Annotated in this window: 13 protein-coding genes and 1 riboswitch; of the genes, 7 read left to right on the forward strand and 6 right to left on the reverse strand. The window is 71.5% G+C overall.

The annotated features are described in order from the left end of the window. Positions 1-51: 51 nt before the first annotated feature. The 4 genes from ACFCV8_RS31390 to ACFCV8_RS31405 form a co-directional block, all read right to left on the reverse strand. A complete protein-coding gene (locus tag ACFCV8_RS31390; protein WP_376688885.1) occupies positions 52-903 on the reverse strand; it encodes a ketose-bisphosphate aldolase in 852 nt (283 codons plus the stop codon). 62 nt (positions 904-965) lie between these two features. Beyond that, positions 966-1910, reverse strand: a complete 945-nt coding sequence (locus tag ACFCV8_RS31395) for a 1-phosphofructokinase family hexose kinase (protein WP_376688886.1) — start codon at positions 1908-1910, stop codon at positions 966-968. A gap of 170 nt (positions 1911-2080) precedes the next feature. Continuing rightward, the gene (gene nagA / locus ACFCV8_RS31400) at positions 2081-3235 is read right to left on the reverse strand and encodes an N-acetylglucosamine-6-phosphate deacetylase (RefSeq protein ID WP_376688887.1); all 1155 of its coding nucleotides are present in this window, start codon (positions 3233-3235) and stop codon (positions 2081-2083) included. Continuing rightward, complete coding sequence (locus ACFCV8_RS31405; RefSeq protein ID WP_376688888.1) at positions 3235-4167, reverse strand: ROK family protein; 933 nt, start codon at positions 4165-4167, stop codon at positions 3235-3237. The genes nagA and ACFCV8_RS31405 overlap by 1 nt, the downstream gene beginning before the upstream one ends. Positions 4168-4473: 306 nt before the next feature. Between ACFCV8_RS31405 and ACFCV8_RS31410 the strand changes: the two genes are divergently transcribed. The 3 genes from ACFCV8_RS31410 to otsB all read left to right on the forward strand — a co-directional run bounded on the left by ACFCV8_RS31410 (position 4474) and on the right by otsB (position 7083). Continuing rightward, positions 4474-5691 (forward strand): extracellular solute-binding protein, encoded by a 1218-nt coding sequence (locus ACFCV8_RS31410; protein WP_376688894.1) that lies wholly within the window; start codon positions 4474-4476, stop codon positions 5689-5691. A gap of 69 nt (positions 5692-5760) precedes the next feature. Continuing rightward, on the forward strand, positions 5761-6018 hold the full coding sequence (locus ACFCV8_RS31415; RefSeq protein WP_376688889.1) for a DUF3263 domain-containing protein: 258 nt from the start codon (positions 5761-5763) through the stop codon (positions 6016-6018). Between the two features lie 177 nt (positions 6019-6195). Then, the gene (gene otsB / locus ACFCV8_RS31420; RefSeq protein ID WP_376688890.1) at positions 6196-7083 is read left to right on the forward strand and encodes a trehalose-phosphatase; all 888 of its coding nucleotides are present in this window, start codon (positions 6196-6198) and stop codon (positions 7081-7083) included. 82 nt (positions 7084-7165) lie between these two features. Here otsB and ACFCV8_RS31425 read toward each other — a convergent pair whose 3' ends face one another. Both ACFCV8_RS31425 and ACFCV8_RS31430 read right to left on the reverse strand, forming a co-directional pair. Beyond that, positions 7166-8629 carry a trehalose-6-phosphate synthase gene (locus tag ACFCV8_RS31425; RefSeq protein ID WP_376688891.1) on the reverse strand — a complete coding sequence of 488 codons (1464 nt, stop codon included), beginning with the start codon at positions 8627-8629 and terminating at the stop codon, positions 7166-7168. Positions 8630-8673: 44 nt separating this feature from the next. Then, positions 8674-9630, reverse strand: coding sequence for a glucosyl-3-phosphoglycerate synthase (locus tag ACFCV8_RS31430; RefSeq protein WP_376688895.1), 957 nt, complete (start codon positions 9628-9630; stop codon positions 8674-8676). A gap of 153 nt (positions 9631-9783) precedes the next feature. Continuing rightward, a riboswitch (SAM riboswitch) is annotated at positions 9784-9910 on the forward strand. A gap of 17 nt (positions 9911-9927) precedes the next feature. On the opposite strand from ACFCV8_RS31430, the gene thrC reads away from it, so the two are divergent. The 4 genes from thrC (at position 9928) to groL (ending at position 14133) form a co-directional block, all read left to right on the forward strand. After that, positions 9928-11250, forward strand: coding sequence for a threonine synthase (gene thrC / locus ACFCV8_RS31435; RefSeq protein ID WP_376688892.1), 1323 nt, complete (start codon positions 9928-9930; stop codon positions 11248-11250). A gap of 29 nt (positions 11251-11279) precedes the next feature. Continuing rightward, positions 11280-11558 carry a MoaD/ThiS family protein gene (locus ACFCV8_RS31440; protein ID WP_376688893.1) on the forward strand — a complete coding sequence of 93 codons (279 nt, stop codon included), beginning with the start codon at positions 11280-11282 and terminating at the stop codon, positions 11556-11558. A 430-nt stretch (positions 11559-11988) separates the two neighbouring features. Next, the gene (locus ACFCV8_RS31445; RefSeq protein WP_003967346.1) at positions 11989-12195 is read left to right on the forward strand and encodes a cold-shock protein; all 207 of its coding nucleotides are present in this window, start codon (positions 11989-11991) and stop codon (positions 12193-12195) included. A 315-nt stretch (positions 12196-12510) separates the two neighbouring features. Continuing rightward, on the forward strand, positions 12511-14133 hold the full coding sequence (groL, locus tag ACFCV8_RS31450) for a chaperonin GroEL (RefSeq protein WP_352280049.1): 1623 nt from the start codon (positions 12511-12513) through the stop codon (positions 14131-14133). The last annotated feature ends 73 nt before the right edge of the window (positions 14134-14206 follow it).

A 14206-nucleotide genomic window follows, 5' to 3' on the forward strand; every position in this document is an offset into this window, starting at 1 on the left:
GCCCCCACGCCTTCGGGCGCGGGGGCCGGACCCTTTCTCCGTACGGGGTGCTCAGCCCATCAGGGACAGGAACCCGGCGACCGTCCCGGTCATCGCCTCGCGGCCCGGGGCGAGGTACTTGCGCGGGTCGACGCCGGTGGTGTGTTCGGCCAGGTAGGCGCGGACCGCGCCGCTGAACGCGGTGTTCAGGGCGGTGCCCACATTGATCTTGACCATGCCGGAGGAGGTGACCGCCCGGCGGATCTCCGCGTCCGGCACCCCGCTGGAGCCGTGCAGCACCAGCGGCACCGGGACGGCCGCGCGCAGCCGCCCGATCAGCTCGTGGTCCAGGGCGGCGGTCCGCTCGGTCATCGCGTGCGAGGAGCCGACCGCCACGGCCAGCGCGTCCACCCCGGTCCCGCGTACGTACGCGGCGGCCTCGGCCGGGTCCGTGCGGACGCCGGGGGCGTGGGCGTCGAGCGGGGTCTCGCCCTCCTTGCCGCCGACCCTGCCCAGCTCGGCCTCGATCCAGATGCCGCGCTCGTGGCCCCAGGCCACCGCCTCTGCCGTGGCCCGTACGTTCTCCTCGTACGGCAGCCGGGACGCGTCGAACATGACGGAGCCGAAGCCCTCCGCGTGCGCCTGGTGCAGCAGCTCCACGGACTCGACGTGGTCGAGGTGGAGGGCGAGCGGGGCGCTCGACGTACGGGCGACGGCGGCGGCCGCGGCGGCTATGCCGGAGAGCCGGCCGCCGTGGAACTTCACGGCGTTCTCGGAGATCTGGAGGATCGCGGGCGCCCCGGCGCGCTCCGCCCCGGCGGCGATGGCCTCGGCGTGCTCCAGGGTGATGACGTTGAAGGCGGCGATCCCGTGTCCCCGGGCCTGGGCGGCGGAGACGAGTTCACCGGTGCTGACGAGCGGCATGCGGACCTCTTGTTGCTTCTTCCGGCCCGCGATCGGGCGGGTCCGGTACGGGCGCGGCCTCTTCAGGCCGCCGGTGCGTGTTCCCGGATGACGACGCGCGGCAGCAGCTCCTCGTACGCCGCGCGGTCGAAGTCACCGGCCGTGGGGGAGAGCACGGTCGCCGTCGACAGTGCCACCGCCCTTCGCAGCCGGTCCGGCCAGCTCGCTTTCTCGACGAGCCCGGACAGCAGGCCGGCCACCGCGGAGTCGCCCGCGCCGGTCGGATTGCCCCGGACCGCGGCGGGCGGCCGGGCCTGCCAGCCGCCGTCGGGGGTGACCGCGAGCATGCCGTCCGGGCCCAGCGAGGCGATGACGCCGTGCGCGCCGCGGCGGCGGGCGTCGCGGGTGGCGCGCGCCGGATCCCGGGAGCCGGTGAGCTGGGCGAGCTCCTCGGTGTTCGGCTTGACCAGGTCGGGGCGGGCGGCGATGCCGCGGCGCAGCGGTTCGCCGCTGGTGTCCAGGAGGACCGGGACCCGCGCGGCGCGGGCCGCCCGGACGAGTTCGGCGTACGCGCCGACATGGATGCCGGGCGGCAGGCTGCCGCAGAGCGCGACGGCGTCGGCGCCGGTGAGGAGCTCCGCGTACCGGTGCAGCAGGGCGGCCCATTCGTCGGCGGTGATGTGCGGGCCGGGCTCGTTGAACTGGGTGGTGTCGCCGCCGGCGCGGTCGGCCACGGCGACGGTGCGGCGGGTGTTCCCGGCGACGGTGACCAGGGCGTCGGTGATCCGGGCACCGGACGAGGGGCCCGCGGTGGCGAGCAGTTCGCGCAGCCGGGCGCCGGTGGGGCCGCCGACGAAGCCGGTGACCACGGTGTCGTGGCCGAGCGCGGAGAGCACCCGGGCCACGTTGAGCCCCTTGCCGCCGGGCCGCTCGGACATCTCGCGGACGCGGTGGCTGGCGTGCGGGACGAGTTCGGGCACGCTGTACGTCAGGTCGAGTGCCGTGTTCAGTGTGACCGTGAGGATCACCGCGACCGCTCCCTCGACCCCTGCTCCGAAGCGCGGAACCTGGGGTGGGGCGCGCTTTCACTGGCTGTTTCCCAGGCGATCATGTCAAAGAGGCGGCGGTCGGCCCAGACCTCCGGACCAACCGCCGTCTCTTCGTTACGTATTCGACGCGCCGTCAACAATGCGCTCAATCAGGCGATTCGGGGCTCCTTGATCCATTCGCCCTTGCGCATGACGCCCCGGAGGACGAAGTCCTCGTCCAGCACCACCAGGTCCGCGTCCTTGCCCGGTTCCAGCGAGCCGACCCGGTCGTACACACCGAGCAGCCGGGCCGGGTTGGCGGAGATGGACTGCACGACGTCGCCGACCGGAATCCGGTCGATGGTGACGGCCCGGTGGAACGCGGTGTCCAGGGTGAGCGTGGAGCCCGCGATCGAGTTGCCCTCGACCAGCCGCGCGACGCCGTCCTTGACCTCGACCGCGAGCGGGCCGAGCTGGTAGCGGCCGTCGCCGAAGCCGGCCGCGTCCATCGCGTCGGTGATCAGTGCGACGCGGTGGGCGCCCGCGTGGTGGTAGGCCAGCTCCAGGGCGGCGGGGTGCAGATGCGTGCCGTCGTTGATCAGCTCGACGGTGATCCGCTCGTCCTCCAGCAGCGCGGCGATCGGGCCGGGCTCGCGGTGGGCGAGCGGCGGCATCGCGTTGTAGAGGTGGGTGGCGACGGTGGCGCCCGCGTCGATCGCCTCGACGGTCTGCTCGTACGTGGCGTCGGTGTGCCCGATCGCGGCGATCACGCCGTGCTCGGCGAGCAGCCGCACCGAATCGATGCCGCCGGGCAATTCGGTGGCGAGCGTGAACATCTTCGCGGTGCCGCGCGCCGCGTCCATCAGCTTGCGGACCTCGGCCGGGTCCGGGTGGCGCAGCAGGTCCTCGCTGTGCGCGCCCTTGCGGCAGGGCGAGATGAACGGTCCCTCGAAGTGGATGCCCGCCAGGTCGCCCTGTTCCACCAGCTCCGACAGCACACCGGCCCGGTGGGCGAGGAAGTCCATCTCGCCGGTGACCGTGGAGGCGACCAGGGTGGTGGTGCCGTGCTCGCGGTGGGTGCGGATGCCGGTGAGGACCTCGTCCACGGTGCCGGAGGTGAAGGACGCGCCACCACCGCCGTGGTTGTGCATGTCGACGAAGCCGGGCACCAGCCAGTGGCCGCTCAGGTCGAGGGTCCGGGCGTCCTGCGCCGCGCTGCCCGCGATCCGGGTGCCTTCCACTATCACCCGGCCGTTCTCCACGGTCCCGGTGGGAAGCACCACCCGGGCACCTGCGAGAACCGTGCTGTCTGCGCGTCCGGCCATCAGGCGGATACCTCCGTGGAGAGAAGATCCCAGGCGAGCAGCCCTGCGCCCAGGCATCCGGCGGTGTCCCCGAGGGCCGCCGGGACGATGTGGGGCAGCTTCTGGAACGTGACCCGTTCCTCGACGGCCGCACGGAGTGGTGTGAACAAGGTTTCCCCGGCCTCGGCGAGACCGCCACCGATGATGAGCGTGCGCGGGTCGAGCAGCGTCAGCGCGGTGACCAGTCCGGCGGCGAGCGCGTCCACCGCGTTCCGCCAGACCTCCGCCGCCGCCGGGTCGCCGGACTCGACGGCCTTCGCGCAGTCCGCCGCGTCCGCGGCCGGGTCGCCGGAAGCGGCGGCCCAGGCGCGGCTCACCGCGGCGGCCGAGGCCAGGGTCTCCAGGCAGCCGCGCTGGCCGCAGCCGCAGTCGGGGCCGTCCGGGCGGACCACGATGTGCCCGATCTCGCCCGCGTAGCCGTGCGCGCCCGCCTCGATGGTGCCCGCGATGCCGATGGCCCCGGCGATGCCCGTGCCCAGCGGTACGAACAGGAAGCGGTCGGCGCCCCTGCCTGCGCCGATCCGGCCCTCGGCCAGCCCGCCGGTGCGTACGTCATGGCCGAGCGCGACGGGTACGCCGCCGAGCCGCTCGCCCAGCAGGCGGCGCATCGGTACGTCGCGCCAGCCCAGGTTCGCGGCGTAGACCGCTGTGCCGTTCTCGGCGTCGACGATGCCGGGCACCGCCACCCCGGCCGCCACGGCGCTCTCGCCGAAGTGCTCCTCGCCGTACGCCCGAAGATCGGCGGCGAAGCCGAGAATCGACTCCACGACCGCCTCGGCGCCGCGCTCGCGACCGGTCGCCCGCCGCGCTTCGTGCAGCAGCGCGCCGTCGGCCCCGACCAGTGCGGCCTTCATTCCGGTGCCGCCCACATCGAGGGCGATGACGTGTTTCACGGGAAACAGTTTCGCCCGAGGAATCAAAAAGGTCTAGTCCACTACTCCGGTTTGTTGCGGATGCATACAAAATCACGGTCAAGGACACGCCCGCTTCCGGCCACTGCGCCTGGTGAGGCACCGGTCGCGTTGCGAAAGCGAGACCGCCGCAGGTGTAGACCTCCACTGATCAACTGGTGCAGGATCGCTGCTCATTCGAGTACTCGCGCACCGGTACGACCGGTGCGGCCGACGCGATGGACGAGGACGGTCTGCACTGTGCGGTTGCGCTACCGGGCACTGACGGCGGTCGTCACCGCGCTGGGCATGACGGGGACGCTGGCGGGCTGCGGGGGCGGCAGCGACTCGGGGGACGTCACCCTCAGGCTCGTCGCGGCCGACTACGGAACCGGCCCGGCCGACAGCTCCCGGAAGTACTGGGACACGGTCGTCAAGGGTTTCGAGTCCTCCCACCCCGGCATCAAGGTCGACGTCAGCGTCCGCTCCTGGAAGAGCATCGACCGCGAGGTCGCCACGATGGTGGAGAAGGGACAGGCCCCCGACATCGCCCAGGTCGCCTCCTACGCCGACTACGCCAAGGCCGGGAAGCTCTACCGGGCCGACCAGATGCTGCCCATAAGCACCCAGGCCAACTTCCTGCCGTCCCTCGCCGACGCGGGCAGCGTCGACCGCACCCAGTACGGACTGCCGTTCGTCGCCAGCACCCGGCTGCTCTTCTACAACAAGAAGCTCTTCGCCCAGGCGGGCCTCGCCGCCCCGCGGACCTGGAACGACATCCGCGGCGACGCGACGGCGCTCAAGCAGCGCGGCGTGACCTACCCCTTCGCGCTGCCGCTCGGCCAGGAGGAGGCCCAGGCCGAGACCATGATGTGGCTGCTCGGCGGGGACGGCGGCTACACCGACGACGGCGGCTCGTACGACATCGACTCCACCGAGAACGTCGAGACGTTCGAATGGCTGAAGACCAACCTGGTCGACCCGGGGCTCGTCGGCCCGCAGGCCCCCGGCGAACTCGACCGGCAGAAGGCGTTCGCCGCCTTCACCGACGGCAAGGTCGGCATGCTGAACGGGCACCCGACACTGATGCGGGAGGCCAAGCGCAAGGGCGTGTCGGTCGGCATGGTGCCGATGCCCGGACGGGACGGCCCCGCCCGCAGCTCGCTGGGCGTGGCCGACTGGATCATGGGCTTCAAGCAGGGCGGCCACCGCGTGCAGCTGGGCAAGTTCTTCGACTACCTGTTCAGCGACAAGAACGTCATCGCCTTCGCCGACGAGTACGACATGCTCCCGGTCACCGACAGCGCCTCGGCGGCCATGGAGTCCGACCCCAAGTACAAGCCGCTGTGGAAGTTCCTGGACGCGCTGCCGGACTCGCAGTTCTACCCGTACGGCAGGACGTCCTGGGCCCGGACCAGCGCCTCGCTCAAGGAGAACATGGGCCGGGCCGTCGAGCCGGACGGCAGCCCCGAGAAGGCACTGGGCCAGGTGGCCCGCGACGCGGCCGCGGCCGAGCGCGACGAGTAGCGACGAGCGGGCGGGCGGCGGGCGTCCGCACGGGTGGCGGCCCGCCGGACGGGCGATAGGTTGGCTGATATGACCGCTGCCACGCCCGGGCCCGACGCCCCCGACGCCCTCTCCGAGCGGGACCGCGCCGTGCTCGCCGTCGAACGGCAGTCGTGGCCCGGCCCCGGAGCCAAGGAGCGGGCGATCCGCGAGCGGCTGGGCATTTCGCCGACCCGCTACTACCAGCTGCTCAACGCCCTGCTCGACGACCGCCGGGCCCTGGCGGAGGACCCGGTCACGGTCAACCGCCTGCGCCGGGTGCGCGACGCCCGCCGCGACCGCCGCTGAGAACCGGCCGGGCGGGAACCGTCCGGCCGGGGAGAGAGCGGCCGGGAGCCGTGCGGCGGGGACATACGGCCGCCGGCCGACCGAGGTCCGCGTGACCGGGGCCGTGGGACCGAGGGCCGTCCGGCCGGGGTTTCCCGCAACGGCCCGCGCCGTACGGCGCCGCTATAGGCTCGTCCCATGGGCAGCAACCCGGAAGCACCCACCCCCGCATCCGCATCCGCCCCGGGCGAGACGCCCGCCGGGCTCCCGACTCCCACCACCCCGGCCGGCCGCGAGGCCCTCGCCGCGATCCTCGCCCGCCCCGGCCGCGCCGTCGTCGCGCTCGACTTCGACGGCACCCTCGCCGACATCGTCCCGGACCCGGAGCAGGCCCGTGCCCACCCCGGCGCCGTACCGGCCCTCGCCGCGCTCGCCCCGAAGGTGGCCTCCGTCGCCGTGATCACGGGGCGCCCGGCCGGTGTCGCGGTCCGGCACGGAGGGTTCGCCGGAGTGCCCGGCCTCGACCACCTCGTCGTCCTCGGCCACTACGGCGCCGAGCGCTGGGACGCCGTCACCGGCACCGTCCACGCCCCCGCCCCGCACCCCGGCATCGCCACCGTCCGCGCCGAACTCCCCGGCGTCCTGGACCGCTCCGGCTCCTGGCATGGCACCTGGGTCGAGGAGAAGGGCCGGGCCATCGCCGTCCACACCCGCCGCGCCGCCGACCCGCAGGGGGCGTTCGAGGCGCTGGTCCAGCCACTCGGCGAGCTGGCCGCCCGGCACGGACTGATCGTCGAGCCCGGCCGCCTGGTCCTGGAACTGCGCCCGCCCGGTGTCGACAAGGGCGTGGCACTCACCGAGTACGTACGGGAGACAGGTGCCGGGTCCGTGCTCTACGCGGGCGACGACCTCGGCGACCTCGCCGCCTTCGCCGCCGTGGAGAAGCTCCGCGCCGACGCCGTTCCCGGACTGCTGGTCTGCAGCGGCAGTACGGAAGTGCCCGAACTGTCCGACCGCGCCGACCTGCGGCTCGACGGCCCGGAAGGCGTCGTCACCTTCCTCGGCCGACTGGCGGAAAGCCTCTGAGGACCCGAAAGCAGCCGACGGCCCGGGACTGTCCGACGGCCCGGGACGGAAGGTCCCGAGGCCGCGTCCGGCGGTTCGGGCCCTACCCCCGCCGCAGCGCGTCCAGCTGGTCCAGGAACCACTGCTGCGGCGGCAGCGCGACCGCCGCCGCAGCCAGGCGCTCGGTGCGCGCGGCCCGTTCGTCCTCCGCCATCATCAGCGCCTCGTGCAGCGCCGCCGCCGTCGCCGACACGTCGTACGGATTCACCACGACCGCGTCGCCGCCCAGCTCCTCGTACGCCCCAGCCTCCCGGGACAGCACCAGCGCGCAGCCGTGGTCGGAGACCACCGGGATCTCCTTGGCGACCAGGTTCATGCCGTCGCGGATCGGGTTGACGAGCGCCACGTCGGCCAGCCGGTACGCGGCCAGCGAGCGGGCGAAGTCGTCCTCGACGTGCAGCACCACCGGCGTCCAGGTGTCCGTGCCGAACTTCGTGTTGATGTCGTCGGCGACCCGCCGGACCTCGGCCGTGTAGTCCCGGTACACCGCGAGGTCCTGCCGGGAGGGATAGGCGAAGGCGACATGGACGAGCCGTTCGCGCCACTGGGGCCGCTCGGCCAGGAGCTCCCGGAACGCGAGCAGGCCGCGCACGATGTTCTTGGACAGTTCCGTTCGGTCCACCCGCACGATCGTCCTCCGGCCGGGGCCGATCTGCTCGCGCAACGCCGCCATCCGCTCGTCCACGTCCGCCTCATGGGCCCGGCGACGCAGGAAGTCCCCGTCCGCGCCGAGCCCGTGCACCCCGATCCGGGTGTCCCCGGTGCCGCCCAGGACCCGCTCGCAGCAGCCGGTGAAGGCGTCCGCCCAGCGCCGGGTCAGGAACGCCGCCCGGTCCGCGCCCAGGATGCCGCGGAGCAGCTGCTCGGCGATGTCGTCGGGGAGCAGCCGGAAGTAGTCGGCCGGCGCCCACGGGGTGTGCGAGAAGTGGCCGATGCGCAGATCCGGCCGCAGCGCGCGGAGCATGCCCGGCACCAGCGCCAGGTGGTAGTCCTGCACCAGCACCGCGGCGCCCGGCCCGGCCTCCTCGGCGAGCGCCTCGGCGAAGGCCCGGTTGTACCGCTCGAACGACGCCCACCGGTGCCGGAACTCCGCGTCGAACACCGGCTCCAGCGGCGTCTGGTACAGCAGGTGGTGGACGAACCAGAGCACCGAGTTCGCGATGCCGTTGTACGCGTCGGCGTACGTGCCCGCGTCGATGTCGAGCATCCGTACGCCCGGCTCGCCCACCCCGCGCCGGACCGCCTCCCGGTCCCCGTCGCCCAGCGCCGCGCACACCCACAGCTTGTCGTCCACGGCGCTCAGCCCGGAGACCAGGCCGCCGCCGCCCCGTCTCGCGGTGAGCGAGCCGTCGTCCTCCCGGGTGTACGAGACCGGGCCGCGGTTGGACGCGACGAGGACCCGGGCGCCGGGCGAACCGTCGCCGGGCCTGGCGCCGTCGGGCCTGGCGCCGTCGGACCGGGGGCCGTCGGACCGGCCGGTGGGGCGGGAATCGCGCGCGGAGACCATGTTGCGGAATCTAGCCCGATCGCGAACCGCCCAAACGTGCGAAATCAGGCCGCGCGGCGCGCCACGTACTCCTCGATCCCGCACATCGGCGGCCGCTCCTCGGTGTCCACGGCATGGGTCCGGGGCACGAACCCGTTCGCCCCGCGCTCGAACTGGGTGAGCGCCGGGCGCACCAGGTGCCCCCGGGACAGCCGGAGCTGGGCCGTGCGGTAGATGGCCGCCGCCATCCGGCCGAGCGCCTGCCCGTCCTGGTGCCGGTGCTTGCGCACCCCCACGTCGACCTGGGCCAGCGCGTCCAGCCCCACCGTGTGCAGCGCGTCGACCAGGAGCCCCAGCTCCACGCCGTAACCGACCGGGAACGGCAGCCGTTCGAGCAGCGAGCGGCGCACGGCGTACTCACCGCCCAGCGGCTGTACGAAACCGGCCAGCCGGGGCCAGTGCAGATTGAGCAGCGGCCGTGCCACCAGCTCGGTCACCCGGCCGCCCTGCCCCGCGGTGTCGCCGAAGGGGCGGTCGTACATCGCCTTGACGAACTGCACGTCCGGATCGGTCAGCAGCGGGCCGACGATGCCGGAGACGAAGTCCGCCGAGAAGTCCTTCAGGTCGGCGTCCACGAAGCACACGATGTCCCCGCCGGTCACCAGGAGCGACCGCCACAGCACCTCGCCCTTGCCGGGCACGGCCGGTATCCGCGGCAGTATCGCGTCACGGTGCACCACCCGGGCACCGGCCTCCCGGGCCACCCGGGCGGTGGCGTCCGTGGAACCGGAATCGATCACCACCAGCTCGTCGACCAGCCGGACCTTCTCCATCAGCTCGCGCCGGATCGTCGCGACGATCTCGCCGACCGTCGCCTCCTCGTTCAGCGCGGGCAGTACGACGCTGACGCTTCCGCGCCCCGCCTCCCCGGCCGCGGCACGGGCGGCCAGGAGGCGGTCCAGCGGGCGGTCGGCGGCCGACCAGGAACGCCTGGTCAGCCAGCGCTCGACCTCTTCCAGCACGGTCGATACTCCCTGTATGTGATCCATCTCGCGGTTCGGACGACTATCTCAACGGTCCGCTGCTTCGGTTACAGTCTTGAACAACGCGGACGGCCATCGCATGCCGGGGTCAGTCCGCCGACAAATGCCCGGATCGAAGATCCGGTGCCACAGCGCTCATCCAGAGGGACTGAGGGAACGGCCCGTTGAAGTCCCGGCAACCCCCCCACCGACCGTGCGGTCCGGTGAGGAAGGTGCCAATTCCGTCTCGTGGCGAAACGCGCCACGGGGAAGATGAGGAGAAAGGGCCTCGCCATCATGGCTGCGCAGACCGCTGCAGTAAGCATCGACGCTTCCGTCGGCACCACCGAAACCGCCCCGACCGTCGACCTCGGGCCCGCCTCCGGGCTTTCCTGCCGCGAGTGCGGCGAGCGTTTCGAGCTCGGTCCCATTTTCGCCTGTGCCTCCTGTTTCGGCCCGCTCGAAGTCGCGTACGAACTGCCGAGCGGATCCCCCGAGGAGCTGCGGAAGCGCATCGAGGCCGGTCCGGCCAACATCTGGCGCTACGCCCCGCTGCTGCCGGTTCCCGCCGACGTCGCCGAGAAGCCGAACCTGAACCCCGGCTGGACCAAGCTGGTCCAGGCCGACAACCTCGCCCGTGAGCTGGGTGTCGAGCCGGGCAAGCTGTTCGTCAAGGACGACTCCGGCAACCCCACGCACTCCTTCAAGGACCGCGTCGTCGCCCAGGCCATCGAGGCCGCCCGCGCCTTCGGCTTCACCACCCTGTCCTGCTCCTCCACCGGCAACCTCGCCGGTGCGGTGGGCGCCGCCGCCGCCCGCGCGGGCTTCCGCTCCTGCGTGTTCATCCCGCACGACCTGGAGCAGGGCAAGGTCGTCATGGCCGCGGTGTACGGCGGCGAACTGGTCGGCATCGAGGGCAACTACGACGACGTCAACCGCTTCTGCTCCGAACTGATCGGCGACCCGCTCGGCGAGGGCTGGGGCTTCGTCAACGTCAACCTGCGCCCGTACTACGGCGAGGGCTCCAAGACCCTGGCGTACGAGATCTGCGAGCAGCTCGGCTGGCGGCTTCCGGACCAGCTGGTCATCCCGATCGCCTCCGGCTCGCAGTTCACCAAGATCGACAAGGGGCTCCAGGAGCTGATCGGGCTGGGCCTGGTCGAGGACAAGCCGTACAAGCTCTTCGGCGCCCAGGCCGAGGGCTGCTCGCCGGTCTCGGTGGCGTACAAGGGCGGTCACGACGTCGTCCGGCCGCAGAAGCCGAACACGATCGCCAAGTCCCTCGCCATCGGCAACCCGGCCGACGGCCCGTACGTCCTGGACATCGCCCGCCGCACCGGCGGCGCGGTCGAGGACGTGGACGACGAGCAGGTGGTCGACGCGATCAAGCTGCTGGCCCGCACCGAGGGGATCTTCGCGGAGACGGCGGGCGGGGTGACGGTCGGCGTGACGAAGAAGCTCATCGAGGCCGGTCTGATCGACCCCGCGCTGACCACCGTCGTACTCAACACGGGTGACGGCCTCAAGACCCTCGACGCGGTGGCCGAGACCTCTCAGGCGACCGCGACGATCCGGCCCAGCCTGGAGGCGTTCCGCGCCGCCGGCCTCGCCACCCGCTGATCACCCGAGCCTCCAGGAAGGACACCACCATGAGCGTCAAGGTCCGTATCCCCACCATCCTCCGCACCTACACCGGCGGTCGGGCCGAGGTTCCGGCCGAGGGCACGACCCTCTCCCAGGTCATCGAGTCCCTGGAGCAGAACCACCCGGGCATCGCCGCCCGCGTCCTGGACGACCAGGGCAAACTGCGCCGCTTCGTGAACGTGTACGTCAACGACGACGACGTCCGTTTCGAGGACGGCCTGAACACCGTCACCCCGGACGGCGCCGGTATTTCGATCATCCCGGCCGTGGCCGGCGGCTGCTGACGCCTGTTCGCCCGGCGCGTAGCCGTCGTGTTGTGGAATTGCCCTCTCCGCCATTCAAGCGGAGGGGGCAATTCTGCATGGTTGAGCGGGGTAGAGTGGGGGAAGTCCCCCCAGCTGCTCGCGTGAACCGCGTATGAGAATGCGCCCGCTCACGACAAGAAGCAGCCAAAGTGCGTGTTCCCCTTGCGGCATAAGTCGCCTTTGCCCGGCCCGACTTGCCCGGGAATCCTCTGAATCGCGTATATCCGGGTGTTCGGCGATGCCCAGAATTCTCGTCCGATTGACCTGTTGCAGAGGGCAGTTGGGCAGATACATTCAGCCGCGGTCGACGCGTTCCGGCGCACACACCCTCTACCTGTCGGAGGGGGAGTTCTGACCCGGGTCCGCGAAGTGCGGTCCTGCGCAAGGGCCAGTAATAGGGGAGTTAGGCATGGCTCAGGGCACCGTCAAGTGGTTCAACGCGGAGAAGGGGTACGGCTTCATCGCGGTCGACGGTGGTGCGGATGTTTTCGTCCACTACAGCGCGATCCAGATGGACGGGTACCGCACCCTTGAAGAGGGTCAGCGAGTTGAGTTCGAGATCTCGCAGGGCCAGAAGGGGCCGCAGGCAGACATGGTCAAGCTCGCCGTCGGCTGAGTTCGAGCGGTCGGCCAACGACACCACTCACGCACTGAGGGCCCGTACCCATGAGGTACGGGCCCTCAGCGCGTCCCCGGACGCGCCGGGCGCCGCCCGGCGCACTGTCCACAACCCGAGGGGGACGCTTGCACTCTCGGGGGTCGAGTGCTAATCATTGGCGTTAGCACTCTCCAGGTGAGAGTGACAGAACTTGGACCGGGCCGGTGAGGCCCGCAGGCCGGTGGGGCAAGGAACCACCGGGCGCGCAGGCCGTCCGTCGCGGGCGCCATCCGGTCCGGAGAAATCCACCCCTGTCCGGGAGGACCACTTCACATGGCCAAGATCATCGCGTTCGACGAGGAGGCCCGGCGCGGTCTCGAGCGCGGCATGAACCAGCTCGCCGACGCCGTCAAGGTCACCCTTGGCCCCAAGGGTCGCAACGTCGTCCTTGAGAAGAAGTGGGGCGCCCCCACGATCACCAACGATGGTGTTTCCATCGCCAAGGAGATCGAGCTGGAGGACCCGTACGAGAAGATCGGTGCGGAGCTGGTCAAGGAGGTCGCCAAGAAGACGGACGACGTCGCCGGCGACGGTACGACCACCGCCACCGTTCTCGCCCAGGCGCTCGTCCGCGAGGGCCTGCGCAACGTCGCCGCGGGTGCCAACCCGATGGCGCTCAAGCGGGGCATCGAGAAGGCCGTCGAGGCCGTCTCCGCCGCTCTCCTGGAGCAGGCCAAGGACGTGGAGACCAAGGAGCAGATCGCTTCGACGGCCTCCATCTCCGCCGCCGACACCCAGATCGGCGAGCTCATCGCCGAGGCCATGGACAAGGTCGGCAAGGAAGGCGTCATCACCGTCGAGGAGTCCCAGACCTTCGGTCTGGAGCTGGAGCTCACCGAGGGTATGCGCTTCGACAAGGGCTACATCTCGGCGTACTTCGCCACCGACATGGAGCGTATGGAGGCGTCGCTCGACGACCCGTACATCCTGATCGTCAACTCGAAGATCAGCAACGTGAAGGACCTCCTTCCGCTGCTGGAGAAGGTCATGCAGTCCGGCAAGCCGCTGCTGATCATCGCCGAGGACGTCGAGGGCGAGGCCCTGTCGACCCTGGTCGTCAACAAGATCCGCGGCACCTTCAAGTCCGTCGCCGTCAAGGCCCCGGGCTTCGGCGACCGCCGCAAGGCCATGCTCGGCGACATCGCCATCCTCACCGGTGGCCAGGTCATCTCCGAGGAGGTCGGCCTCAAGCTGGAGAACGCCGGTCTCGACCTGCTCGGCCGCGCCCGCAAGGTCGTCATCACCAAGGACGAGACGACGATCGTCGACGGTGCCGGTGACAGCGACCAGGTCCAGGGCCGCGTCAACCAGATCCGCGCCGAGATCGAGAACTCCGACTCGGACTACGACCGCGAGAAGCTCCAGGAGCGCCTCGCGAAGCTGGCCGGCGGCGTGGCCGTCATCAAGGCCGGTGCCGCGACCGAGGTCGAGCTGAAGGAGCGCAAGCACCGCATCGAGGACGCGGTGCGCAACGCCAAGGCCGCCGTCGAGGAGGGCATCGTCGCCGGTGGTGGCGTGGCTCTGCTCCAGGCCTCGGCCGTCTTCGAGAAGCTGGAGCTCTCGGGTGACGAGGCGACCGGCGCCAACGCCGTGAAGCTGGCCCTGGAGGCCCCGCTCAAGCAGATCGCCGTCAACGGTGGTCTCGAGGGCGGCGTCGTCGTGGAGAAGGTGCGCAACCTGGCCGTCGGCCACGGTCTGAACGCCGCCACCGGCGAGTACGTCGACATGATCGCCGAGGGCATCCTCGACCCGGCGAAGGTCACCCGCTCCGCCCTGCAGAACGCCGCGTCCATCGCCGCGCTGTTCCTCACCACCGAGGCCGTCATCGCCGACAAGCCGGAGAAGGCCGCCGCGGCCGCCCCGGGCGGCATGCCGGGCGGTGACATGGACTTCTGATCCTGACGGATCGGTAGTTCTTCACGGCACGGCTTCGAGCTCTGCCGCTTCGGCCCCCGGGACCAACTGGTCC

Source organism: Streptomyces sp. NPDC056347, assembly GCF_042262625.1.
GTDB lineage: Bacteria > Actinomycetota > Actinomycetes > Streptomycetales > Streptomycetaceae > Streptomyces.